Origin of the sequence: Pseudomonas sp. Leaf15 (assembly GCF_001421425.1) — a bacterium.
In the GTDB taxonomy this organism is placed as follows: domain Bacteria; phylum Pseudomonadota; class Gammaproteobacteria; order Pseudomonadales; family Pseudomonadaceae; genus Aquipseudomonas; species Aquipseudomonas salomonii.
In genome coordinates, this window is record NZ_LMKI01000033.1 from 71,698 (window position 1) to 96,641 (window position 24,944).

Annotated in this window: 23 protein-coding genes; 12 read left to right on the forward strand and 11 right to left on the reverse strand. The window is 59.4% G+C overall.

Annotated elements, in window-relative coordinates; genetic code table 11:
• Positions 1-86 precede the first annotated feature (86 nt).
• The 3 genes from rho to ASE80_RS21855 form a co-directional block, all read right to left on the reverse strand.
• The gene (gene rho, locus ASE80_RS21845) at positions 87-1,346 is read right to left on the reverse strand and encodes a transcription termination factor Rho (protein WP_003176825.1); all 1,260 of its coding nucleotides are present in this window, start codon (positions 1,344-1,346) and stop codon (positions 87-89) included.
• 235 nt (positions 1,347-1,581) lie between these two features.
• Positions 1,582-1,911, reverse strand: a complete 330-nt coding sequence (trxA, locus tag ASE80_RS21850; RefSeq protein WP_003213989.1) for a thioredoxin TrxA — start codon at positions 1,909-1,911, stop codon at positions 1,582-1,584.
• A 120-nt stretch (positions 1,912-2,031) separates the two neighbouring features.
• Positions 2,032-2,727, reverse strand: coding sequence for a FadR/GntR family transcriptional regulator (locus ASE80_RS21855; RefSeq protein WP_056860768.1), 696 nt, complete (start codon positions 2,725-2,727; stop codon positions 2,032-2,034).
• 256 nt (positions 2,728-2,983) lie between these two features.
• Here ASE80_RS21855 and ASE80_RS21860 point away from each other — a divergent pair, with 256 nt between their 5' ends.
• The 4 genes from ASE80_RS21860 to ASE80_RS21875 are packed head-to-tail and all read left to right on the forward strand — an operon-like array spanning position 2,984 to position 5,823.
• Positions 2,984-3,769: a transporter substrate-binding domain-containing protein gene (locus ASE80_RS21860; protein ID WP_056860769.1), complete on the forward strand. Its 786-nt coding sequence runs from the start codon at positions 2,984-2,986 to the stop codon at positions 3,767-3,769.
• 14 nt (positions 3,770-3,783) lie between these two features.
• A complete protein-coding gene (locus ASE80_RS21865; RefSeq protein ID WP_056860770.1) occupies positions 3,784-4,452 on the forward strand; it encodes an amino acid ABC transporter permease in 669 nt (222 codons plus the stop codon).
• Positions 4,449-5,099, forward strand: coding sequence for an amino acid ABC transporter permease (locus ASE80_RS21870; protein WP_056860771.1), 651 nt, complete (start codon positions 4,449-4,451; stop codon positions 5,097-5,099). The genes ASE80_RS21865 and ASE80_RS21870 overlap by 4 nt, the downstream gene beginning before the upstream one ends.
• Complete coding sequence (locus ASE80_RS21875) at positions 5,086-5,823, forward strand: amino acid ABC transporter ATP-binding protein (protein ID WP_017135248.1); 738 nt, start codon at positions 5,086-5,088, stop codon at positions 5,821-5,823. Before ASE80_RS21870 ends, ASE80_RS21875 begins: the two co-directional genes overlap by 14 nt.
• A 4-nt stretch (positions 5,824-5,827) precedes the next feature.
• On the opposite strand, the gene ASE80_RS21880 is transcribed toward ASE80_RS21875, so the two are convergent.
• The 4 genes from ASE80_RS21880 to ASE80_RS21895 form a co-directional block, all read right to left on the reverse strand.
• Positions 5,828-6,424, reverse strand: coding sequence for a hypothetical protein (locus ASE80_RS21880; RefSeq protein WP_056860772.1), 597 nt, complete (start codon positions 6,422-6,424; stop codon positions 5,828-5,830).
• Positions 6,390-8,882, reverse strand: a complete 2,493-nt coding sequence (locus ASE80_RS21885; RefSeq protein WP_056861044.1) for a fimbria/pilus outer membrane usher protein — start codon at positions 8,880-8,882, stop codon at positions 6,390-6,392. The genes ASE80_RS21880 and ASE80_RS21885 overlap by 35 nt, the downstream gene beginning before the upstream one ends.
• Positions 8,872-9,582 (reverse strand): fimbria/pilus chaperone family protein, encoded by a 711-nt coding sequence (locus tag ASE80_RS21890; RefSeq protein WP_082463666.1) that lies wholly within the window; start codon positions 9,580-9,582, stop codon positions 8,872-8,874. The genes ASE80_RS21885 and ASE80_RS21890 overlap by 11 nt, the downstream gene beginning before the upstream one ends.
• Positions 9,583-9,708: 126 nt before the next feature.
• Positions 9,709-10,365, reverse strand: a complete 657-nt coding sequence (locus ASE80_RS21895; RefSeq protein WP_056860773.1) for a DUF1120 domain-containing protein — start codon at positions 10,363-10,365, stop codon at positions 9,709-9,711.
• Positions 10,366-10,842: 477 nt separating this feature from the next.
• Between ASE80_RS21895 and ppx the strand changes: the two genes are divergently transcribed.
• Positions 10,843-12,345, forward strand: a complete 1,503-nt coding sequence (ppx, locus tag ASE80_RS21900) for an exopolyphosphatase (RefSeq protein WP_056860774.1) — start codon at positions 10,843-10,845, stop codon at positions 12,343-12,345.
• Positions 12,346-12,482: 137 nt separating this feature from the next.
• Here ppx and ppk1 read toward each other — a convergent pair whose 3' ends face one another.
• Together ppk1 and hemB are read right to left on the reverse strand one after the other, a co-directional pair.
• The gene (ppk1, locus tag ASE80_RS21905) at positions 12,483-14,705 is read right to left on the reverse strand and encodes a polyphosphate kinase 1 (protein ID WP_056860775.1); all 2,223 of its coding nucleotides are present in this window, start codon (positions 14,703-14,705) and stop codon (positions 12,483-12,485) included.
• An 18-nt stretch (positions 14,706-14,723) separates the two neighbouring features.
• Complete coding sequence (gene hemB / locus ASE80_RS21910) at positions 14,724-15,737, reverse strand: porphobilinogen synthase (protein WP_056860776.1); 1,014 nt, start codon at positions 15,735-15,737, stop codon at positions 14,724-14,726.
• 208 nt (positions 15,738-15,945) lie between these two features.
• Here hemB and ASE80_RS21915 point away from each other — a divergent pair, with 208 nt between their 5' ends.
• On the forward strand, positions 15,946-16,581 hold the full coding sequence (locus ASE80_RS21915) for a DedA family protein (protein ID WP_056861046.1): 636 nt from the start codon (positions 15,946-15,948) through the stop codon (positions 16,579-16,581).
• On the opposite strand, the gene ASE80_RS21920 is transcribed toward ASE80_RS21915, so the two are convergent.
• Positions 16,562-17,797 (reverse strand): sterol desaturase family protein, encoded by a 1,236-nt coding sequence (locus tag ASE80_RS21920; RefSeq protein ID WP_056860777.1) that lies wholly within the window; start codon positions 17,795-17,797, stop codon positions 16,562-16,564. The two genes, ASE80_RS21915 and ASE80_RS21920, sit on opposite strands and share 20 nt — an antisense overlap.
• 115 nt (positions 17,798-17,912) lie before the next feature.
• Here ASE80_RS21920 and elbB point away from each other — a divergent pair, with 115 nt between their 5' ends.
• Together elbB and ASE80_RS30870 are read left to right on the forward strand one after the other, a co-directional pair.
• Complete coding sequence (gene elbB, locus ASE80_RS21925; RefSeq protein ID WP_056860778.1) at positions 17,913-18,578, forward strand: isoprenoid biosynthesis glyoxalase ElbB; 666 nt, start codon at positions 17,913-17,915, stop codon at positions 18,576-18,578.
• Positions 18,579-18,991: 413 nt separating this feature from the next.
• Positions 18,992-19,378 carry a hypothetical protein gene (locus ASE80_RS30870; protein WP_133257344.1) on the forward strand — a complete coding sequence of 129 codons (387 nt, stop codon included), beginning with the start codon at positions 18,992-18,994 and terminating at the stop codon, positions 19,376-19,378.
• Positions 19,379-19,584: 206 nt separating this feature from the next.
• Here ASE80_RS30870 and ASE80_RS21930 read toward each other — a convergent pair whose 3' ends face one another.
• On the reverse strand, positions 19,585-21,483 hold the full coding sequence (locus ASE80_RS21930; protein ID WP_056860779.1) for an FTR1 family protein: 1,899 nt from the start codon (positions 21,481-21,483) through the stop codon (positions 19,585-19,587).
• Positions 21,484-21,751: 268 nt separating this feature from the next.
• Between ASE80_RS21930 and ASE80_RS21935 the strand changes: the two genes are divergently transcribed.
• From ASE80_RS21935 to ASE80_RS21950, 4 genes are read left to right on the forward strand one after another with little or no spacing between them, the layout of a single operon-like run.
• Positions 21,752-23,146, forward strand: coding sequence for a COG3014 family protein (locus ASE80_RS21935; RefSeq protein ID WP_056860780.1), 1,395 nt, complete (start codon positions 21,752-21,754; stop codon positions 23,144-23,146).
• A 10-nt stretch (positions 23,147-23,156) separates the two neighbouring features.
• On the forward strand, positions 23,157-23,528 hold the full coding sequence (locus ASE80_RS21940) for a YcfL family protein (RefSeq protein WP_056860781.1): 372 nt from the start codon (positions 23,157-23,159) through the stop codon (positions 23,526-23,528).
• A 35-nt stretch (positions 23,529-23,563) separates the two neighbouring features.
• On the forward strand, positions 23,564-24,151 hold the full coding sequence (gene lpoB, locus ASE80_RS21945; protein ID WP_056860782.1) for a penicillin-binding protein activator LpoB: 588 nt from the start codon (positions 23,564-23,566) through the stop codon (positions 24,149-24,151).
• Positions 24,152-24,154: 3 nt separating this feature from the next.
• A complete protein-coding gene (locus tag ASE80_RS21950) occupies positions 24,155-24,895 on the forward strand; it encodes a hypothetical protein (protein WP_056860783.1) in 741 nt (246 codons plus the stop codon).
• The last annotated feature ends 49 nt before the right edge of the window (positions 24,896-24,944 follow it).

Sequence of the window (24,944 nt, forward strand, 5' to 3'; positions counted from 1 at the left end):
ACACTATTACCGCACAAATCTCACTTTTCCGATGCAAAAAAAATGGCGCCCCGAAGGGCGCCATCTTTTGGACCTGGAGCGTCGTATTACTTACGCTTCATCGACAGGAAGAACTCGTCGTTGGTCTTGGTGGTTTTCAACTTGTCGATCAGGAACTCGATGGCGGCGACTTCGTCCATCGGGTGCAGCAGCTTGCGCAGGATCCACATGCGCTGCAGTTCGTCGTCGGCGGTCAGCAACTCTTCACGGCGGGTGCCGGAACGGTTGATGTTGATCGCAGGGAACACACGCTTTTCAGCGATACGACGGTCCAAAGGCAGTTCCATGTTGCCGGTACCTTTAAACTCTTCGTAGATCACTTCGTCCATCTTCGAGCCGGTTTCAACCAGCGCGGTGGCGATAATGGTCAGCGAGCCGCCTTCTTCGATGTTGCGCGCAGCACCGAAGAAACGCTTCGGTTTCTCCAGGGCGTGGGCATCGACACCACCGGTGAGGACCTTGCCGGAGCTCGGGATCACGGTGTTGTAGGCACGCGCCAGACGGGTGATGGAGTCGAGCAGGATGACCACGTCTTTCTTGTGTTCAACCAGGCGCTTGGCCTTCTCGATCACCATTTCGGCAACCTGCACGTGGCGGGTTGGCGGCTCATCGAACGTCGAGGCAACCACTTCGCCGCGCACGGTGCGCTGCATTTCGGTCACTTCTTCCGGGCGCTCATCGATCAGCAATACGATCAGGTGAACTTCCGGGTTGTTACGCGCGATGTTCGCTGCAATGTTCTGCAGCATGATGGTCTTACCGGCTTTCGGCGGTGCGACGATCAGGCCGCGCTGGCCTTTGCCGATCGGGGCGCACAGGTCGATGACACGACCGGTCAAGTCTTCGGTGGAACCGTTACCGGCTTCCATCTTCATGCGCACGGTCGGGAACAGCGGCGTCAAGTTCTCGAAGAGAATCTTGTTCTTCGCGTTCTCAGGACGATCGAAGTTGATCGTGTCGACCTTGAGCAGGGCGAAATAACGCTCGCCTTCCTTCGGAGGACGGATCTTGCCGACGATGGTGTCACCGGTGCGCAAGTTGAAGCGACGGATCTGGCTCGGCGAGACGTAGATATCGTCTGGGCCGGCAAGATAGGAAGCGTCTGCAGAGCGGAGGAAGCCGAAGCCGTCCTGGAGAATCTCCAGCACGCCATCACCGGAGATTTCCTCGCCGCTTTTCGCGTGCTTTTTGAGCAGGGAGAAAATCACGTCCTGCTTGCGCGAACGGGCCATATTTTCTATGCCCATTTCTTCGGCCAATTGGAGCAGGTCGGTAATCGGCTTTTGCTTGAGTTCAGTCAGATTCATATAGGAATGACGTAATCATTTATGGAGGGGGGAAATTAAGCTTTTGGCTTAATGAGGCCGCGCCGCAGAGAAGGCGACAGGATCGCGTACTAATCGAAAAGGAATGCGTCGGCGACGGCTTGCAGGGGGCAGTGGAGAAACCAGTGCGGGGCCGAATGTACCACCTGAATTTCGGAGCGTCTAGCCCTGTTTCACGAAAAAGCCCCGCTATTTTGCGGGGCTTTTTTGACGACGCTTAGATGTTCGCGTCGAGGAAAGCTTGCAGCTGGGACTTCGACAGCGCGCCTACTTTAGTGGCTTCGACGTTGCCGTTCTTGAACAGCATCAGGGTCGGGATACCACGCACGCCGTGCTTGGCCGGGGTTTCCTGGTTGTCGTCGATGTTCAGCTTGGCAATGGTCAGCTTGCCTTCGTAAGTGGTCGCAATGTCGTCCAGAACAGGGGCGATCATTTTGCAAGGGCCACACCATTCAGCCCAGTAGTCAACCAGTACCGGGCCTTGAGCCTTGAGTACTTCGGCCTCAAAGGTCGCGTCGGTGACGTGCTTGATAAGATCGTTGCTCATGGATGTCTCCGGATTGTAAGCAAAAAAAACGTGGCCCATCATAGCCGCCCTTCCCCCGTTCAGGAAGCCGCCTCTGATTGAGTCTTGCTATGGCGTCGCATGAGTTTGGGTATAGCTCACTCACGGCGTCACGGGGGTCACGAAGGCGATGCCGGTGCGCAATGCCGCATTGCGCACGTGCTCCTGCATGGTTTTCTGCGCCGCCGCACTGGCGCGCCGGGCCAGGGCACGCAGGATCCTGCGGTGCTCTTGCCAGGTTTCCATGGCCCGTTCCGGCCGGATGAACGGTAGCTTCTGGCTCTCCAGGAACACCTCGGCACTGACACTCAGGATGCTCACCATCGCCTGGTTACCGCTGGCCAGCAGGATCCGTTGATGGAATTCGAAGTCCAAGCGGGCAGCGGCTTCGAAGTCGCCGGCCTTGAGCACTTTGCGCATGGCCTCGACATTGTCTTGCAGGCTGTCCAGTTCATCGAGGCTCAAAGTCACCGCCGCCAACCCCGCGGCAAACCCTTCCAGGGCGTAGCGCAACTGGAAGATATCCAGCGGCGTGGCCTGGGCGGCGAAGGGCCAGGCAAACCCCGGCGCTTCTTGCACCTCTTGCACAAACACGCCTTTACCCGGCTGCACACTCACCACGCCCAATGCACTTAAAGACGACAACGCCTCGCGCAACGACGCCCGGCTCACGCCCAGTTGCACCGCCAGGTCGCGCTGGGACGGCAATGCGTCACCCGCTGCAAAGCCCTGTTCCTTGATCAGTTTGCGGATGGCCTGCAGGGCCGCTTCCGGTACGGCTTGGGCGATGGAATTCATAAAAAACTCAGGGTTGCAGTCAACGGAGCGGCTAGTTGTAAAGCTATTCGCAGCCGGCGGCAAGCCACGCCCCAAAGGGGCTCGCGGGCTTTTATCGGCGCTCGAAAAAGGTGCGAAAACCCTGCGCACTGTTCAGACCAGTAAGACCACCAGAACTCAACAAATCCCAGCGTTCCAGACCATTGGTGCGGTGATGGCATGGGCCGTGCAATGGCTCGAAACAGAATATTCCCGCGCCCTTTCCCGGAGAGTTGCCATGACCAAGCGCTACAGCGCCCTGCTCACTGCCCTGTTTGCCAGCCTGATGCTGAGCCAGGCGCCCGCCCATGCCAACGGTCTGGACGATATCGTCGCCCGTGGAACCCTCAAGGTGGCCGTGCCCCAGGACTTCCCCCCGTTCGGCTCGGTTGGCCCGGACATGAAACCCCGTGGCCTGGACATCGACACCGCCAAGCTGCTGGCCGACCGGCTCAAGGTCAAGCTGGAACTGACCCCGGTCAACAGCACCAACCGCATTCCGTTCCTCACTACCGGCAAGGTCGACTTGGTGATTTCCAGCCTGGGCAAGAATGCCGAGCGCGAAAAGGTCATCGACTTCTCCAAGGCCTACGCGCCGTTCTACCTGGCCGTGTTCGGCCCGCCTGATGCGGCCATCCACACCACCGATGACCTCAAGGGCAAGACCATCAGCGTGACGCGCGGCGCCATCGAAGACATCGAGCTGACCGCCGTGGCGCCCAAGGAAGCCACGATCAAGCGTTTCGAAGACAACAATTCCACCATCGCCGCCTACCTGGCCGGCCAGGTCGATCTGATCGCCAGCGGCAACGTAGTGATGGTCGCGATCAGCGAGCGCAGCAATAAACGCGGGCTGGCACTGAAAGTGAAACTCAAGGATTCGCCGGTGTACGTGGGCGTGAACAAAAACGAGCCGGCGCTGCTGGAGAAGGTCAACCAGATCCTGGTCGCGGCCAAGGCCGATGGCAGCCTGGAAAAGAACGCGATGCAGTGGCTTAAAGAGCCACTGCCTGCCGATCTGTGATGCGGAGCTGATTCATGGCGTATCAATTTGACTTTGTGCCGGTGCTGGCCAATACCGACCTGCTGCTACGCGGCGCGCTGTTCACCCTTGAGCTGACGGCTATCGGCACGATCCTCGGGGTGGCCTTGGGCACCGTCGGCGCCGTGGTGCGGGCCTGGAAGATCCAGCCGTTTTCCTGGATCTTCGGGGTGTATGTCGAGTTGATCCGCAACACGCCGTTTCTGGTGCAGTTGTTTTTCATCTTCTTCGGCCTGCCGTCCCTGGGGCTGAAGATCACCGAGTGGCAAGCCGCCGTATTGGCGATGGTGATCAACCTAGGTGCGTACTCCACCGAGATTATTCGCGCGGGCATCCAGGCAGTCCCAAGCGGCCAGTTGGAAGCCGCAGCCGCATTGGCGATGACGCGTTTCGAGGCATTCCGCCATGTGGTGCTGCTGCCGGCACTGGGCAAGGTGTGGCCGGCCTTGAGCAGCCAGATCATCATCGTGATGCTCGGCTCGGCGGTGTGTTCGCAGATCGCCACCGAAGAGCTGAGCTTTGCCGCCAACTTTATCCAGTCGCGCAACTTCCGTGCCTTCGAAACCTATGCACTGACCACCCTGGTGTACCTGTGCATGGCGCTGATGATTCGCCAGTTACTCAACTGGATCGGCCGTCGCTACGTAATGAGGAACAGCCGATGAGTGATTTCTCCTTCTGGGACATCGTGCGCAACCTCGCCACCGGCCTGCAATGGACCTTGCTGCTGTCGCTGGTGGCGTTTGTTGGCGGCGGCGTTATCGGGTTGTTGGTGATGACCCTGCGCATCAGCCGTAAAGCCTTCCCGCGCAATGTCGCGCGCACCTATATCGAGCTGTTCCAGGGCACGCCGCTGCTGATGCAGTTGTTCCTGGTGTTTTTCGGCATTGCGCTGCTGGGTGTGGATATCTCGCCCTGGCTGGCGGCGGCGATTGCCTTGACCCTGTTCACCAGCGCCTACCTGGCCGAGATCTGGCGCGGCTGCGTCGAGTCGATTGCCCACGGGCAATGGGAAGCCTCGGCCAGCCTGGCGCTTAACCCGTTTGAACAACTGCGCTATGTGATCCTGCCGCAAGCCCTGCGCATTGCCGTGGCGCCCACCGTGGGCTTCTCGGTGCAGGTGGTCAAAGGCACCGCCGTGACCTCGATCATCGGCTTTACCGAACTGACCAAAACCGGCGGCATGCTCGCCAACGCTACCTTCGAGCCCTTCATGGTCTATGGCCTGGTGGCCCTCGGTTACTTCCTGCTCTGCTACCCCTTGTCCCTCAGTGCGCGCTACCTGGAAAGGAGACTGCATGCCTCTGCTTAGAATTTCCGCCCTGCATAAGTATTACGGCGATCACCACGTCCTCAAAGGCATCGACCTGACCGTTGAAGAAGGCCAGGTGGTGGCGATCATCGGCCGCAGCGGCTCGGGCAAGTCCACTTTGCTGCGGACCCTCAATGGTCTGGAATCGATCAACGACGGCGTGATTGAAGTCGATGGTGAATACCTCGACGCCGCCCGCGCCGACCTGCGCAGCCTGCGACAGAAAGTCGGGATGGTGTTCCAGCAGTTCAACCTGTTCCCACACCTGACCGTGGGCGAGAACGTCATGCTCGCGCCACAAGTGGTGCAGAAAGTGCCCAAGGCCAAGGCCGCCCAGCTTGCACGGCAGATGCTGGAGCGGGTCGGGCTGGGGGAAAAGTTCGACGCCTTCCCTGATCGCCTGTCCGGCGGCCAGCAGCAACGGGTCGCCATTGCCCGCGCGCTGGCCATGTCGCCCAAGGTGCTGCTGTGCGATGAAATCACCTCGGCGCTGGACCCGGAGCTGGTCAATGAAGTGCTCAGTGTGGTGCGCCAACTGGCCAAGGACGGCATGACCCTGATCATGGTGACCCACGAAATGCGCTTTGCCCGGGAAGTCGGGGACAAGCTGGTGTTCATGCATCAGGGCAAGGTGCATGAAGTGGGCGACCCCAAGACCTTGTTCGCCAACCCGAAGACGCCGGAGTTCGCCAATTTCATTGGCTCGGTGGAGCAGCCGGGCTGACCGGTCAGCCGCCAGGCAACCATTCAAAGTGCCCCTGACCTTCGAAGACGGTCTCGTGGCGCACCGAAAAGGCATCGGGCGGCAGGTAAGTGTCGATCTCCACTTGCGCTGAAAAGCGTGTGCCGGTCAGCGGTAAGCCCCCGGCTTTGGCAATCAATACCTGGCCGGGCAGTAAATGCCCCAGGGCAGACGTGTCTGTTGATTGCAACGAATTAAGTTCGACGGCGCGACCATCGACCTGGGCATGTTTGAGGGCCAGGGTGAAGCTGCCCTGGCGCCCGAAGCGAAAGCCTTGCGCCCCTGCCGGGACGCCGGTAAAGCGCAGGGCGACAGCCCCGGGCTCGGCACACACGACGCTCAGTTGCAGGGTACGTTTGCCCAAAATAATCGGCTGGTTGCTGATCTGCTCATCCAGCAGTTCTGCGCGCCTGAGCATGCCGTAGTCGACCCTTGGCTGGCTGATTGACAGTCGACAATCATTCGCCGAAGCATCCTGGGCAGCTATCGCGAGCATAAACAACAAGCCAAGCCCCAGGCACATTCGGCGGACGGAGTGCTGTACGGTTTTACTGGGCACGACAGACCGCCGAAGCCGTTTCATAGAGCTTGTCCTCTTGGGTTTGCGACTCGAGGTTCAGATGCAGCAAGCACGCCCGGGTAGAGCCCGGCGGCGAAACGCTGAGGATTTGCCCGTCATCCATATTGTTCAAAAAGATCAGGCCCTCGCCCACCACATTGGTCAGGTAGGTATTGTCCGGGCCAAACACCGCAGAACCCTGGGGCAGAGGTGCACCTTGGTCATCGCGGACTTCAAGCAATACCCGACGAACATTCACCACCTGGAAATCCACGGTATTGAATGACCCGCGCCCAGCGGCGAGGATTTTGGTGCCGTTCTTGAGATCGACCCGCTTGGGCAAGGACTGGGTCTGCACTTCCAGACGGCTGGTGGTGTAAGCCGGCAAGCCGGGAATCACTGCATGCCCACGGTAGTCCGTCCACACCGGGCCTTGTGGGGTCGAGACCTTGGCCGCCGACACATCGCCCACCGATACAACACCGAAGGTGTCCTGCACCTTATAGGGAGAAAAGGTCAGGCCGCGTTCGTGAGCCACCACGGCGCCTTGCAGTTGCCCGTTATAGCTGGTGCTCGTGGGCGTGCGATTCATGCCCAGGCCAACCCGGGTGTAGCGCGGCATCACATCGACATTTGCGCGCACCGCTTGCTGGCGGTCCTGCAGATCCCGCTCAACGCCAACTTCGTAGTTCACATACTCATTGACCCGTTCGGACAACGCCGTGCCCATATCGGCGCGGCCATTGCGGCGACTGGCGTAGGACGTCAGGCGGCGATCGTCACCAAAGGGCACCGTGACCTGCAGGCGCAAGGACACCCCTTCCGGCGATACCTCATCGCGCATACCCCGCTCACGGCTGGCGGTCTTGCGCCGCCGCGATGCGCCCACCTGCGAGTCGGCGATCAACGCCACATCGACTTGCCTGAAACCCTTGCTCCACGAGGCAAGTACATTTTCGGCAAGCTGACCATCAAACTGTGTACTGCGTGCGTAGCTAACCGAAAAGGCCCCCAGGGTCGGGTCAGACCAACTTAGGCCCGCCGTGTACTGACTCTGAAAGCGAGTCTGCAGCTCATCTTTTTTCAAGCGCCGACCCGCTTCTAGGACATCCCGATAGCCTTGGCTTTGGGTCGTCGCACTCAGGCTCATCTCAATACGCGCCACCAACGGGCTGCTCAGGGACAGGGAACTGCGGCTGCCCTGCACGCCCACCTCGCCATCGCGCGAGATGTTATGCCGGGCACTGACAGTCACCCGCTGGAAAAACACGCTGCTAAAGGTGCCACCGGCCGACTGATACTCATCGGTGCTCAATAAACCAAACCCAAGGGATGACTGCCTGCCCAGCCCCCAGGTGCCACTGCCCATGGCGACAGTCGGTGCTTCCCGACCATCACTCAGTTGTTCGCGCACCTTGCCAAGGGCGAAGTCAAAACCCGGAGTCACGCCAATAGCCGCACTGAAGGAGGCCGCCGGCACCACGAAACTGCGGGTGCCCCCCCGGGTGCCGATAACGCTGACTTCCAGGTCGCTGGTGCCATTGAGCAAGGGCAAGCCCGTCAGGCTGAACGGCCCCTCAGGCACCAACGTGGTATGAATCAGCGCGCCGGACTGGCGCACCTCGACACGCGCCTGGCTGTGCGCCACCCCCTCCACCACCACACCATTACTGGCGCCGGTGCGCGATACGCCATCCGGAAACAGCTGAAAGCCCGACAGCTGAATCCCACCGAACACCGGGCTTCGGGTAGAGATCTGGCCCACCTGGAAAGTCGAGCGCAATGCGGCGATGTCACGCTGGGCGTAGGCCTGCACATGTTCGCTGCGACTTTTACCGTTATCAGAGATGTAGAACTGCCGGCTGCGGACCACCCAATTGCCCAGGTTGAATCCCGCCTCGGTGTAAGCCGAAACGAACCGGCTGGGGCCACTGCGCGACTGGGTCTGAAACCCGAGCACATCGTAGTTGAACAACGCCGCCGCACCGCCCTCGGAAAAACTTTCCGCTTCCCATTCAGCCTCACGCAGCGACTGGGTAGGCACGACCAGAGCAACCTCTTCTCTGCCCGGCTGCAGCCTGACGATGGTCGCGGGGAACTCACCCATGAAATCGTGACACGCCTGATCGGCCGAAATGCCCGATTGCACGATTGCTGCGGGTACTTTGAGTCCGGCTTTTTCAAGCAGACCCTGGGTAAAGCACAGCTGTCCCTGATAATCGAAACGGGCCTCGACCAAACCCAGGGAGTTTCCGTTGACGCGCAGTCCCACTACCTGCATGCCCTCACGAAACCGCGCGGCACCGCGAAAGTAGTCGGAAACCTTCGGGTCGATGCCATAGCTGGCCAAGACAGCCAGATCAAAGCCCTCCCCCAACTCGCCCGCCAAGGCAAAACCCGGGGCACCCCACAAGGCTGCCAACCCCAAGAAAAGCCCTGAGCGGCGGCCCGCCGGGCCGGGTAGCGAGTGATTAACCCTCATGGCCCAGTACATCTGCCTGGTAATCATCGACGGCAAAACCAAACATCGTGGCCGGCTGTAGCCGCACCGAGGTCACCTCGCTCACCGGCCCCTCGGTCTTGAGCGTCAGCACCTCACCGGGCAGGATATAAGTGCGGGGCAGCAAGCCGGTTTGCTTCAGCGGATTAAGCAGTACCTCCAACCCCATCCGCACCACATAGGCACTGTCGTTATGTACGCTCAAGCGATCACCCTGGCGCTTCCACTTGAGCAGTTCCCAAGGTGCCAGGTGCCGGGGTAAACCTGCCGGGTGCAGGATCAGCGGCAAGTTTTGACGCAGGGTGATACCAATGGTCGCACCACCGGGCTCACGCGCCTGGGGAATGCCCTCGAAGGACACGCGCTTGAGACGCTGAGTCTTGAGCGGTGCCTTCAAGGTGCTGATAAACCGCACCAGTTGCGTCTCCCCTGGCTCCACGCGAGCAATGGGCGGGGTGACAATCAACAGGGTTTCAAGATCCTCGGGCACGTTTTCAATGACGGAGTGCAGTAATGCGGGGGTTGGATCGGTGTTTTTGATATTAATCGTGGCTTCGCCATTTTCCTCATAAAGAATCACAACCGTGGTTTCAGGCAACATACCGTCGGCATTGGCTACGCCGTACAATAGCAACGCCATACAGCACGATATGAAAACAATTATTCTTGAAAGACCGATCACCGAGTTCTCCCTGGAACACTTACAAATAAGTAAACACTTGTAATCCCCCAGCCACTTAAAAACAGCCGATAACAAACCAGGGGCATGCTGACGCCCCCTGCTTCGCATCGACTGTTATTCAAAGGCTTAGATGTAATTCAGCACCAAGGTCGCGTGACCATCCAGTGTCACGTTACCGGTGAGGTTCAGGTCATCCCTGCGATTGATCACAGCTTTAACGGCAATAACACCGGAGAGCTGGGAGACCGCTGCTGGCGCATAATTTGTGCCGTTACGCCAGGAGTGCTGGCTGGGTGCCTGGGTCACCTTTCCATCGCTGGTTTGCCAGGCAGCTGTCGTGCTCGAGCGTACGATCGGCCAAAGCGTCTGTCCGCTGGACGTCAAGTTCCTGAGGGTGACCGAATAGCCGCCGGTGCGCTTGCCACCAGGCGCGCCCAGGCCAAAGTTCTGGGCCTCGGTATAGTTTGGGCCCAATATGCCAAGGACTTTACTGGAGGCTCGCAAGTCAGTAACCGTCAAGCCAAACCTCGCAGGCGTTTGACCGCAATTGACGGTCAGCGCGGTGGAGCGCTCCTCACGTGGGTTGAAATTCGTCCGGGACAATTCGGCGGAGCGAATCGTGCCATAGTCAATAACCCCGCCGGCGGTCACGCTGATATTGCAAGCCTCCGGAGTGATGGTGCCCTTGACGATCAGGTTGCCGGTCGGGTTGTTTGTAGCATAGGCGCCCACACTGGCAACCAGACACGCAACACCCACGGCCAAGCCAAATACTTTTTTCATGTTTTACCCATCATTAAGAAGTTAACAGGCGTCACTTATTAAAGACTGAAAAGCCGCGTCTAAAACACGACATTCCCTGACAAAAAAGCCCATAAACAAGTAACACCACGGCATCATTGCCGGCGGGCAGTCTCGCTTGTTAGTGACCAAAAAAAGAATAGGAGAGCACGCCAACTATTGTCAGAATGCAATAAAAACGTAATTACCGTTTTCGACTGCCCACGTAGTCATAATTAAGAAACCGAACAGAACAACTCAACACCCTTGTAAGGAAAGTCCGTAGAGGATTTCTATAGGCATAATTTTAATATCTCTTACTTGGCTTAAAATTTATTCACTGGAGCAAAAGAGAAACGCCCTACAGCTCCAACAGGCATTGCCTCCTACAGCCACAGGAAGATTCCCGAAGCACAACGCGTTGGCGTCAGCGGTCGATCGTGGCACGATGGTCGGGTTATCGACCGAGACCCCCAAACCATGCCGCAATCCCAAGCCAAGAATCTGTCCCTGATCGCCGCCATCGACCTGGGCTCCAACAGCTTTCACATGGTCGTGGCCAAGGCCCAGAACGGCGAAATACGCATCCTTGAGCGGCTCGGCGAGAAAGTTCAACTGGCTGCCGGCATCGACGACCAGCGCCAGCTCAACGAAGAATCAATGCAGCGCGGCCTCGACTGCCTCAAGCGTTTTGCCCAACTGATCAACGGCATGCCATTGGGCGCCGTGCGAATTGTCGGCACCAACGCCTTGCGTGAGGCGCGTAACCGTGTCGAATTCATCCGCCGCGCCGAAGAAATTCTCGGGCACCCGGTTGAAGTTATTTCCGGCCGCGAAGAAGCGCGCCTGATCTACCTGGGCGTGTCCCACACCCTGGCCGACACCCCCGGCAAGCGCCTGGTGGCGGATATCGGCGGCGGCAGCACCGAGTTCATCATCGGGCAAAGATTCGAGCCGTTGCTGCGCGAGAGCCTGCAAATGGGCTGCGTGAGCTTTACCCAGCGCTACTTCAAGGACGGCAAGATCACCCCGGCCCGCTACGCCCAGGCCTACACGGCGGCGCGGCTGGAGATCATGAGCATTGAGCACGCCCTGCATCGCCTGACCTGGGATGAAGCCATCGGCTCCTCCGGCACCATCCGCGCCATCGGCCTGGCCCTGAAAGCCGGCGGCCATGGCACCGGCGAGGTCAACGCCGAAGGCCTGGCGTGGCTCAAGCGCAAACTGTTCAAGCTGGGCGATGCCGAGAAAATCGACTTCGACGGCATCAAGCCCGACCGTCGCACCATCTTCCCGGCCGGCCTTGCGATTCTCGAAGCGATCTTCGACGCCCTCGAACTGCAACGCATGGACCACTGCGACGGCGCCCTGCGTGAAGGCGTGCTGTATGACCTGCTGGGCCGCCATCACCACGAAGACGTGCGTGAGCGCACCCTCACCTCGTTGATGGAGCGTTATCACGTCGACCTGGAACAAGCGGCCCGCGTGGAGCGCAAAGCCCTGCACGCCTTTGACCAGGTGGCAGAGGACTGGGACCTGGAAGACGGCGTCTGGCGCGAGTTGCTGGGCTGGGCGGCCAAGGTGCATGAAGTGGGCCTGGACATCGCCCACTACCATTACCACAAGCACGGCGCCTACCTGATCGAGCACTCGGACCTCGCCGGTTTCTCCCGCGAAGACCAACAGATGCTCGCCCTGCTGGTGCGTGGCCATCGCCGCAACATTCCCAAGGACAAGTTTGCCGAATTCGGCGACGAAGGCATCAAGCTGATCCGCCTGTGCGTGTTGCTGCGCTTTGCGATCCTGTTCCACCACATCCGTGGCACCCAGGAAATGCCCCAAGTCACCCTGCGCGCCCATGGCGACAGCCTGGACGTGGTATTCCCCAAAGGCTGGCTGGATGAAAACCAGCTGACCCAGGCAGACTTTGCCCAGGAAGCGGAGTGGTTGACGCGGGTGGGGTTCAGCCTGAACCTGCGTTGATACGATCTATATAACGCCACAAAATAATGTGGGAGCGGGCTTGCTCGCGAAAGCGGTGGATCAGTCGATGAATCTGTTGACTGACACTCCGCTTTCGCGAGCAAGCCCGCTCCCACATGGGCCCGCGTATACCTTGCTTAATTCACCGAAAGAATCGGACTACCCAGCTTCTCCAGCAACGTCGCCTGCGCGCTGCGCGGGTTCTGGTTGCCGGTCGGCGTGTTGCGCACGTAGCGCCCGTCCGATTGCAGGCTCCAGCTATGGGTGTTGTCGGTGAGGTAGCTTTCCAGCTCTTTCTTGACCCGCATGATCAGCTTCTTGCCTTCCACCGGGAAGCAGGTCTCCACACGCTTGTCGAGGTTGCGCTCCATCCAGTCGGCGCTGGAGAGGAACATTTGTTCTTCGCCGCCGTTGAGGAAGTAGAACACCCGTGTGTGCTCCAGGAAGCGGCCGATGATCGAGCGCACATGGATGTTATGCGACACACCCACAATGCCAGGTCGCAGGCAGCACATGCCACGCACCACCAGGTCGATGCGCACACCGGACTGGCTGGCCTTGTACAGCGCGCGGATGATCTTCGGATCGGTCAGCGAGTTGAACTTGGCAATGATGTGCGCCGGCTTGCCGTCGAGGGCGAACTGGGTTTCGCGGGCAATCATGTCGAGCATGCCCTTCTTGAGCGTGAACGGCGCGTGCAGCAGCTTCTTCATGCGCAAGGTCTTGCCCATGCCGATCAGTTGGCTGAACAACTTGCCGACGTCCTCACACAAGGCGTCGTCAGAGGTGAGCAAGCTGTAGTCGGTGTAGAGCTTGGCGTTGCCGGCGTGGTAGTTGCCGGTGCCCAAGTGCGCGTAACGCACAATCTCGCCGGCCTCGCGGCGCAGAATCAGCATCATCTTGGCGTGGGTCTTGAAGCCAACCACGCCGTAGATCACCACCGCGCCGGCCGCTTGCAGGCGGCTGGCCAGTTGCAGGTTGGACTCTTCGTCAAACCGCGCACGCAACTCGATCACCGCCGTGACTTCCTTGCCGTTTCGCGCGGCGTCTACCAGCGCATCGACGATTTCCGAGTTGGCGCCGGAGCGGTACAGGGTCTGGCGCACCGCCAGAACATGCGGGTCTTTGGCGGCCTGGCGCAGCAGGTCGACCACTGGCGTGAAGGACTCGAACGGGTGCAACAGCAGAATGTCCTGCTTGCTCACCACGCTGAAAATGTTCTCGCTGTTTTGCAGCAGTTTCGGAATCTGTGGCGTGAACGGCGTGTATTGCAGCTCCGGGTGGCTGTCCAGGCCGGTGATGCTGAACAGACGTGTCAGGTTCACCGGGCCATTGACCTGATACAACTCGGACTCGGCCAGGTTGAACTGCTTGAGCAGGTAGTCCGACAGATGTTTGGGGCAGGTATCCGCCACTTCCAGACGTACCGCATCGCCGTAGCGCCGCGAGAACAGCTCGCCGCGCAGAGCACGGGCCAAGTCTTCGACGTCTTCGGAGTCCAGCGCCAGATCGGCGTTACGGGTCAGGCGGAACTGGTAGCAGCCCTTGACCTTCATGCCCTGGAACAGGTCATCGGCGTGCGCGTGGATCATCGAAGACAGGAATACATAGTTATCGCCAGCGCCCCCTACTTCTTCCGGTACCTTGATGATCCGTGGCAACAGACGCGGCGCCGGGATGATCGCCAGGCCCGAATCGCGACCGAAAGCATCGATGCCTTCCAGCTCGACGATAAAGTTGAGGCTCTTGTTCACCAGCAACGGGAACGGGTGCGTCGGATCGAGGCCGATCGGGGTGATGATCGGTGAAATTTCGTCACGGAAGTAGCGACGCACCCAGGTCTTGATCTTGGTGGTCCAATGACGACGACGGATGAAGCGGACCTGATGTTTTTCCAGTTCCGGCAGCAGGATGTCGTTGAGGATCGCGTACTGGCGGTCCACATGGCCGTGCACCAGTTCGCTGATGCGCGCCAGGGCCTGATGCGGCTGCAGGCCGTCGGCACCGGCTTGTTCGCGGGCAAAGGTGATTTGCTTTTTGAGGCCGGCAACGCGGATCTCGAAGAACTCGTCCAGGTTGCTGGAGAAGATCAGCAGGAATTTAAGCCGCTCCAGCAGTGGGTAGGACTCATCCAGCGCCTGCTCCAGCACGCGGATGTTGAATTGCAGTTGTGACAGCTCACGATGGATGTACAGGCTGCTGTCATCCAGGTTGGTCACCGCCGCCACCGGGGCCGGCGCGGGCGCCTCAGCCACCACGGCAGGTGCGGCCGGCTCCAGCTCCGGTGGGGTTTCGGCGATTTGTTCAACCACCGGGTGAGCGTCTTTTACAGCCACTTCGGAGAGTCCTTCGGTATTCATCGAGTGTTCCTGTGAGGGCTATTGTTGCTCTCTAAGCAATTGGGCGGCGCGGGCGGCGAAGTAGGTCAGAATGCCATCAGCGCCCGCACGTTTAAAGGCAGTCAGGGATTCGAGGATCACCCCTTCACTCAACCAACCATTCTGGATCGCGGCCATGTGCATGGCGTATTCACCGCTGACCTGATAGACAAAGGTCGGCACCTTGAATTCCTCTTTGACCCGATAAAGGATGTCCAGGTAAGGCATCCCGGGCTTGACCATCACCATGTCGGCGCCTTCGGCCAGGTCGGCCGTCACTTCGTGCAGGGCTTCATGGCTGTTGGCCGGGTCCATCTGGTACGAAGCCTTGTTGGCCTTGCCCAGGTTCAACGCCGAACCCACCGCATCGCGGAACGGGCCGTAATAGGCGCTGGCGTACTTGGCCGAGTAGGCCATGATGCGCACATTGACGTGGCCGGCCAGTTCCAGGGCTTCGCGAATCGCCTGGATGCGGCCGTCCATCATGTCCGACGGCGCCACCACCTGGGCGCCTGCCGCCGCATGGGACAAGGCCTGCTTGACCAGCGCATCGACAGTGATGTCGTTCTGAACATAACCGTCTTCGTCGAGAATGCCATCCTGGCCGTGGGTGGTGAACGGGTCCAGCGCCACGTCGGTGATCACACCCAGTTCCGGGAACCGCTCACGCAAGGCACGGGTGGCGCGCTGGGCGATGCCTTCCGGGTTCCAGGCTTCGGCGGCGTCGAGGGACTTGAGCTCAGACGGTGTCACCGGGAACAGTGCCAGCGCCGGAATCCCCAGTTCAACCCAACCAGCCGCCTCTTCAAGCAGCAAATCAATGGTCAAGCGCTCCACACCCGGCATCGACGCCACGGCTTCCCGACGATTTTCGCCGTCCAGCACAAACACCGGCAGGATCAGATCATTCGTCGTCAGTACGTTTTCACGTACAAGGCGGCGCGAAAAATCATCACGGCGATTGCGTCGCAGACGGGTGGCGGGGAACAGGCGATTGGCAGGGGTAAAGCTCACGACAGACTCCTGAGCCCGCGTTTACGGGCGAGCGTTGCAGTTATAAGCGGCCATTATGACGAAGGAATGACAGTTGTGCTTATCGATGCGACCTGTAGTCGCATTCGTCGTTTATGTAGGAATTGTTCACTTCGTGACACATCTCGATACTTTCATGAATGTTCACGAAGGCGTAGGCTGCGCGTTCATTTCGCCAGCACCCCAGACCATGCTTCAACAATTTCTGCATGACTTCGGCTACTTTGCGCTTTTCCTGGGCACCTTCTTTGAAGGCGAAACCATTTTGGTTCTCGCAGGCTTCCTGGCGTTCCGTGGCTATATGGATATCAACCTGGTGGTGGTCGTTGCCTTTTTTGGCAGCTACGCCGGCGACCAGCTGTGGTATTTCCTGGGGCGCAAACACGGGCGCAAGCTGCTGGCGCGCAAGCCGCGCTGGCAATTGATGGGCGACAAGGCCCTGGAGCACATCCGCAAGCACCCGGATATCTGGGTGCTGAGCTTCCGCTTCGTTTATGGATTGCGCACCGTGATGCCGGTGGCGATTGGCCTGTCGGGCTACCCGCCGGCTCGCTACTTGATCCTCAACGGCATCGGCGCCGCTATCTGGGCCGCGGCCCTGGGCGCTGCGGCCTACCACTTCGGCGCAGTGCTGGAAGGCATGCTCGGCAGCGTCAAGAAATACGAGCTGTGGGTGCTGGGGGCATTGCTGCTGTTGGGCCTTGGCCTGTGGCTGCGCCGGCGCTTCAAGAACGCGCGTATCGCCCGCGAAGCCTGTGCCGAGGCCAAGGCCCGGCTGGCTGCCGAGCAAGCCACTGAGCAACCGCCTAAGACGCCAGTCGAGTAAGCCGGCTTCTGCAACAGTAGAGGCCGATCGCACTGAGCAAGCTGTAACTCAGCAGGCCCAACCAGCCCAGGCTGCTGGCCGGCCACAAGCCGACCAGCGGCGCCAGCCACACCAGCGGCACATTCAGCCCCAGGCGCACCAGCTCGGCTTTCAGCGCCCACGGTCGGTTCTCCAGGGCCACGCCCAGGGTGAACAACCCCAGCGCCATCGCACTCCAGCCCAGCACCAGCGCCGCCGTGGGCAGCCCTTCGCCGAAATTCATCAGGTAACTGCCAAACCCTACATACGCCGCAAATTGCAGCGCAATGTAGACCTGCTGGCGCGCATCCAGCGGCACCTCGAACTTGCGGAACTGGCTCAAGTCGGGCTTGGCCATCGGGTACTTGGCTTTCACGTCCGCCGGGCGCCAGCCGGTGCGCATGAACCAGATGCGCAGCTTGTCCCACCTGCTCTCAGTGCGACGCGCATCACTCCACAACTGTGCATAAAACTGCAGGTTGGCCCATAGCGGGTTCCAACTGGCCAGCGGCGTGGTCACGCCAAAGATCACCGGCTCGTTATCGTCTTCTTCCTGGAAGCTGCCGAACAGGCGGTCCCAAATAATGAACACCCCGCCGTAGTTGCGATCCATGTAGAGAGCGTTTTGTGCATGGTGGGCACGATGATTGGACGGCGTGACGAAAAACCACTCGAACCAGCCGAGCTTGGGCACGTGACGTGTGTGTACCCAGAATTGATACAAGAGATTGAGCGAGGCCACGCTGATAAACACCACCAGCGGCACGCCCACGACGGCCAGGGGCAAGTAGAAGATCCAGCTCAGCAGGAAGCCGGTACTGGTCTGGCGCAACGCGGTGGTGAGGTTGTAGTCCTCGCTCTGGTGATGCACCGAGTGCGCAGCCCACAGGATGTTGCGCTCATGGCCGCAGCGGTGCAGCCAGTAGTAGCAGAAGTCGTAGAACACAAAGGCGAACACCCAGGTCCACACGCTTTGGGCAGGCAGCTCGATCAGCGCCAGGTGCTTGAGGGCAAACGCGTAGGTCAGCAGGCCCACGCCTCTGGTCAACAACCCGGTGGTGGTAGACAGCACACCGGTGCTGAGGCTGTTGATGGCGTCCGCCACCCGATAATTGCGTTCACCGCGCCAGCGATCGGCCAGCAGCTCGACCACAATCAGGGCAATGAAAAACGGTACCGCGTAAGGCACGAAGTCCATGGGCTAGTCCGATGTTTTTTTGTTACATCAAGATTAGGTGTAGCGGCAGGAGATCCCATTGGCAACAGGTGACAAATTAGTAGACATTTAACGCCACAAAAGAGGAGAGATGCCCATGAGCAAAAAGATTGCAGTGATCCTTTCCGGCTGCGGCGTGTACGACGGCGCAGAGATCCACGAAAGCGTGATCACGCTGCTGCGCCTGGATCAGCGCGGCGCTCAGGTTCAATGTTTTGCGCCAGATATTGCGCAGTTGCACGTCATCAACCACCTCACCGGTGAAGAGATGCCCGAGTCGCGCAATGTGCTGGTGGAGTCGGCGCGCATCGCTCGAGGTGAAGTGAAGGACATTCGTGAAGCCAGCGCCGACGAGTTCGACGCACTGATCGTGCCTGGCGGGTTTGGCGCAGCGAAGAATCTCTCGAACTTTGCCGTGGAGGGCGCCGGTTGCAGCGTCAACCCGCACGTGCTGGAGCTGGCCGAAGCCTTTGCCGAAGCCGGCAAGCCGGTGGGGTTGATCTGCATCTCGCCGGCCCTGGCTGCGAAGATCTACGGCCCCGGCGTGACCTGCACCATCGGCAACTGCCCCGACACGGCGGCCGCCCTGGACAAGATGGGTGCCACTCATCAGGAGTGCGCTGTCGAGGACATCGTCGAAGACAAGGCCCGCAAGCTGGTGAGCACACCGGCCTACATGCTCGGCAAGCGCATCAGCGAGGTCGCGTCAGGGATCAACAAGTTGGTGGATCGGGTATTGGAATTGACCCACGAGAATGATTGAACCAGGGAAGGCGATAGCGCATGAGCAATCAGGATAGTAGTGCGCATACACCTGGGCGGCAGAGAAAACAGCGCTCTGCCCCTGATGCTGTATTAAAGCGCGCGCAGCTCCGACACTTTTTAGCGAGTGAGCTGCTCGCACATAACGGCCTGCACACCGAAAACATTCAACGGTGCATATTTGCGCTTCGGTAAAGACGCTATCCGCCAACGGGCGTGCTCTGAAAAAAGCCGCCCAACCTAACAGACTCATTTCCTCTCTAAACAAAAAAATCGGAATAAAGGCTACTCCGAAAGAATATAAACAACTGTCAACCTTCACAGGTTACAACTCACTCTACCAACCCTACTCTGATCTCAGAGTAATTAATTTACTCGCCACCCTAAAGCTACAGCATATGAGAGAGGTGCAAAATGTCACTTACAACAGACATGCGCGGGAAATACAATTCCGACAAGGACAACATACAACTTGAATTCAAAAACATTGATGAGCCAAGTGGTGCGTTTAGTGGTTCACTAACCGTTCCCGGACAGGATACGGTTGATATTAAAGGTCACTTTTCTTTCAACAATGAAAAGAAAGCAACCATAATGTGGTTTTCGACAGCTGATGCAAGTTGGAGGCTCGTAGCACCCTACCAAGCCGGCGCTGCGGTTTTTGAAGACTGGGACTGTGTGAAAACAGAAAAAGCTAACCCCGACAAAACATCGAGCTGGCACTTTTACAAAGACTTATCAGAACCAGGAGGAATTAATAGTGGAGACCTTAACTGGGCAAGCAATAAACCGAAGTTCTAATCTAATCACAACTACTATTCCAGCGAGAACGATAATTGCATTTAACACATGTCACCCATCAACAACTATTATGCAACGCGCCAAATAACAAAAACATCAAAGCCAGTCAATTACACTGACTGGCTTTTGATGCTTAAACATTTACCTCATCACAGCACAAAATACTATTATTCGGAACCGCAGATCAAATCGTTCTGTCTATTTATTTAATCAGAGATTCTACGACGCATCTCTGCAGAACGACTACGGCCATACAACACCACAATCGCCAGAATCGCCACAGCCTGCGCCCCCAGCGAATACGCATCGGCGTGAATGCCCAGCCAGTCGAAGTCAAAGAACGCCACCGGCCGTGTGCCGAAGATGCCCGCTTCCTGCAACGCCTTGACGCCATGCCCGGCGAACACCACCGACAACGCGCACAGCAACGCCGCATTGATGCCGAAGAACAACGCCAGCGGCAGTTTCGCCGAACCGCGCAGGATCACCCACGCCAAACCTACCAGCAGTACCAACGCCGTGGCGCCGCCGGCCAATACCGCGTTGTGCCCGGCAGGACCCGCCTGCAGCCACAGGGTTTCGTAGAACAGGATCACCTCGAACAGCTCGCGGTATACCGAGAAAAACGCCAGCATCGCAAAACCGAAACGGCCACCGCCACCGACCAGGCTGCTCTTGATGTAATCCTGCCAGGCCGCCGCGTGGCGTCGGTCATGCATCCACACGCCCAGCCACAGCACCATCACGCTGGCGAACAACGCCGTGCAGCCTTCGAGCAATTCGCGCTGGGCGCCGCTCACGTCGATCACATACGCCGCCAGTGCCCAGGTCGCCAAGCCGGCCAGCAGCGCCAAGCCCCAGCCGACGTTGACACTGCGCACCGCCGATTGCTGGCCGGTATTACGCAGGAACGCCAGGATCGCCGCCAGTACCAGAATCGCCTCAAGGCCTTCGCGCAGCAGGATCAGCAACCCGGAGATGTAGCTCAGCGACCAGCTCAGGCCATCACTGCCCAACAATCCGGCGGATTCGGTGAGTTTGCCCTTGGCCACGTCCAGGCGCTGTTGCACCTGCTCGACCGGCAGGCCGTCCTGCAATGACTGCCGGTAGGCCATCAAGGCTTTCTCGGTGTCTTTACGCACGTTGGCGTCGACGTTATCCAGGGAGCTTTCTACCAGCTCGAAACCTTCCAGGTACGCTGCAACTGAAAGGTCATAGGCCTGTTCGTGATCACCGTTACGGAACGCGGCGAGGCTCTTGTCCAAGGTGGTTGCGGTGTAGTCGAGCAACTGCGCCGGGCCACGCTTGACCTGCGGCGGCTGCGCACGCTGGGCGCGGAACGTCGCTGCAGCGGCTGGGCCACTGGCTGCCAGCACCTCGTTGGGGGTCTGGCGAGCGAGGTCGGCAAGGTTGAAAGGCTGTTCGCTTTTGGCGGCAGCCGGGTCGGCGGTGAAGCCTGCTATGTAGGTGGCCAGGTCCCAGCGCTGACGATCATCCAACTGGTCGGCAAAGGACGGCATGTCAGTGCCTTCAACACCCAGGCCCAAGGTGTTGTAAATCGCGTAGAGACTCAGGCGGTCCAGACGTACCGCATCGCGCAGGTTCGCAGGCGGCGGCGTCATGCCCGTGGACGCCGGGCCATCACCCGCACCGGCAGTACCGTGGCACACCGAGCAGTGCTGGGCGTACAGCGGCGCACCCCGCGCAGGGTCTGGCGTGATAGCCGGCGCCTGGCTGACTTCATAGGCCACCGCCAACTTGGCGCCCAACTGACGGGCTTGGCGGGCGACGAGTGCGCCGTCCTGGTGAGCGGATACAGCCGCTAACAATTCGTCGACGCCTTTGACCAACTCCGCGCGCTCAGGCCTTTGCGGTAGCTCAGCCACCAAGCCCTGCAACACGCCGAGAAACTCTATTTGTTCGCGGTATTCCGATTCATCGATAACCTTGCCCGCCTCCACCGTCGGAGGGTAGTCAGCACCAATGTAGTCCAACAGATGCAGGGCTTGTGGGGCGCCCTCGGCAGTCGCGGCCAGCAGGTTGAAGCTGCACGACATCAAGGCTGGCAGCAGCAACCAAGCGAGAAAACGGATGGGGGCAATCATGAATGAATCTCAAAGGGAAATACGAAGTAACACATTGTTAAATTTTAAAGGGTTTGACTCAAGGTGTTAGTGATTTGGCGCAGGTGAGCCCTGTGCATTCAAGGGGCAAGTAATGGCATCTGAACGTGACTTGCAGCAGCAAAAAGCCATTGTTTTGCCAGCAATGACGCCTATAATGCCGCGCCCTGTTATTGCGAAAGGGAATTTATTTCCTCGTTTTTATGAGGAATTTGCACATCAGCTGAATACTCTCAGGGAAGAAGTTTGCATGGCATTTCGCGCCTTAACCCCGCTCACACTGGCGGCGGTTACCTTGCTCTCCGGTTGTTCAATGTTTCGCAGCTACGATACCGAGCTGCAAGCCACCAACCAGCAGTTGGCCACCGGCAACGTCGACGGCGCCCTGACCCTGCTGGAAAAGAACAACACCGGCGAAGACAAGGACCTGCTCTACTTTTTTGAAAAGGGCGAGTTGTTGCGCGCCAAAGGCGACCTCACCGGCAGCCAGACCGCCTGGCGCAACGCCGACCTGCAAGTGTTCAAGTGGGAAGAGTCGGTCAAGTTCGACAGCGAAAAGTACCTCGCCCAGTTCGGCAGCTTCCTGGTCAACGACAAGGTGCGTCGCTACGAAGGTTATGACTACGAAAAAGTCATGCTGACCACCCAGATGGCCCTGAACCTGCTGGCCCTGAATGATTTCGACGGCGCCCGCACCGAGATCAAGAAGACCCACGAGCGCGAAGCCGTGATCGCCGACCTGCGGGACAAGGAATACCTCAAGCGCGAAAACGAAGCCGAGCGCCAAGGCGTCACTACCCAGTTCAAAGACCTGCGCGGCTACCCGGTGGAAGCACTCGACGCGCCGGAAGTGGTCGGCCTGAAGAACAGCTACCAGAGTGCGTTCAGCCATTACCTGGCAGGCTTTGTCTACGAAGCCCTGGGTGAGAAAGACCTGGCTGCACCGGGCTATCGCAAGGCGGCCGAGTTGCGCCCCAATACGCCGCTGCTGGAACAGGCGTTGCTGGACCTGGACAAGTCCAAGGTCGGCGCCGACGAGACCGACGTACTGATCGTGGTGCAGAGCGGCCTGGCACCGGCGCGAGATTCGATCCGCCTGCCGCTGCCGATTCCGATTGACGGCCATTTGGTGATCACCCCGCTCTCGTTCCCGGTGATCAAGGCCGACACCTCCACCCAGGCTTTCGGCCAGATCGGCGTCGACGGCAAGCAGCAGAATCTCACCGTGCTCAATAGCACCACCGCCATGTCCCGCCGCGCCCTGCGTGACGACATGCCGGGGATCATCCTGCGCACCACCGTGCGGGCCGTCAGCCGTGGCGTGACGCAAAACAACCTGAACAAGACCAACCCAATGGCGGGCCTGGTGCTGGGCATCGCCTCGGCAGTGACCGAAGGCGCCGACACCCGCACCTGGCGCACGCTGCCGGACATGACCCAGGTGACACGCCTGCGCCTCAAGCACGGCGAGCACCAGGTCAGCCTGCCTAATGCCCTGGGCGGTACACGGGTGACGGTCAAGGCCGACCAGCGCTATCAGGTGATCACCCTGCGCGTGGTCGGTAACCAGGTGTTCGCCGGTGGCCTTGCGGCCCATGTGGTGCCGAGCACCTCTGCCCAGGCCATCGCCCTCAAACAACCTTAAGGAGCACGTTATGCGTCATTTCATCCTCGGCGCCCTGGCGCTGGTCCTGCTCGCCGGCTGCGCCACCCCGCCGCCACAGGAGCCCGGCAGTGCCGCCAGCAAGATCGTGGTGATGGGCAAGTTCAAGGGCATCGCCGTCGGCGCCATCCGCGTGGCCCGCGAAAATGGCTTCCTGACCGCCAAGGTGCAGTTGAGCAACATCACCAGCAGCAACCAGATGATGTATTACCGCTTCGCCTGGCTGGGTGCCGATGGCTTCCCGGTGGGCGATGAAGAAACCTGGAAAGTGCTGAACCTGTACGCCAACCAGGCGACTTTCCTGCCGGCCATCGCCAACCTGCCCCAGGCCGCCGACTTCCGTCTCGAAGTGAAAACCCCTTGAGCCGCTGCGCTAACCGTATTCAGAGAGATTTCCCCATGTTTGCACGCTTCTCGATTCTCGCCGTCGTTGCCCTTCTGGCCAGCGGTTGCTCCAACACCTCGCCGGTACTCGGCGGCAAGAACATCAGCTATGGCGACTCCAAGGCCGTGGAGCTGGTGACCAACGAGTTCGGCTCCACCGACCTGCAGATGATCGCCGAGAGCATGACCCGCTCCCTGGCCCAGTCCGGCATCCTGCAAGGCCGCCCAGTGGTGCAGGTGTACGACGTGAAGAACAAGACCAGCGAGTACATCGATACCCGCGAGATCACCACGTCGATCAAGACCCAGCTGATGAAAACCGGCACCGCGCGTTTCGCCAGCGATAACACCGACATGCAAAGCCAGGTCGACCAGCTCAAGCTGCAAAACCAGAGCGGCCTGTACAAGAAATCCACGGTGAGCAAAACCGGCAACATGGTTGCCGCCAAGTACCGCCTGGAAGGTTCCATCAGCTCCATCGTCAAGCGCAGCTCGGACTACAAGGACGTGTTCTACAAGTTCAGCCTGCAACTGATCGACGTTGAAAGCGGCCTGGCCGAATGGATGGACGAGAAAGAAATCCGCAAGACCACGGAGCGCTAAGCAATGCGTGCATGGATCGGCATGATCGGCCTGCTGTGCGCCTTTGGCGCCTCGGCCGCCCCGAAGATCGCGGTCACCGACCTGGCGTACGAGGCGCGAGTCGAGGAGTACATCCACGCGGTGTCGGCCAGCAACAACTTCCAGGCCAGTGGCTACAGCGCCAGCGGAGCTTCGAGCTACAGCGAGTACGAGAGCCGTACCAGCTACATCGAACAGGCCGAGCTGCGTAAATTCAGCGGTGATATCAAGGGAGAGATCCTCAAGTCGCACCAGTTTCAGCTGGTGCAGGGCACGCCTTACACCGCCGACGCCAAAGGTGATGTCTATGACGTGATCAAACGCATCAAGGCCGGTAATTTCAAGGGCGCGGACTATGTGCTGTTCGGCACCCTGTCAGACATCGACTTCACCCAGGACATCAACGCCCTGGACCACACCAACAGCTACTCGGCGGTGCTGGGCCTGACGCTGGTGGCCGATTTCAGCCTGATCAATACGCGCACCTTCGAGATCACCTCGGCGTTTACCGCCATGGGTGAGGGCCAGGACACCAAGCTGGTGAACAACCGTGACGTGCGCGTAAGCCTGAACCGGCCGCGCGTGGTGCGGGAAGTGTCGAAAGCGCTGGGTGAGGATGTGGCGCGCCAACTGGCGGAACAACTGGGCGGTGGCTACGAAGAACCAGGCAAGCCTGCAGTGCGCAATAACCTGCCAAGGGATGAAGCGCCGAAGATTCTTCGTTGAGCCGTCATCTCAAAGCCAACACATGACAAATGTGGGAGCTGGCTTCGTC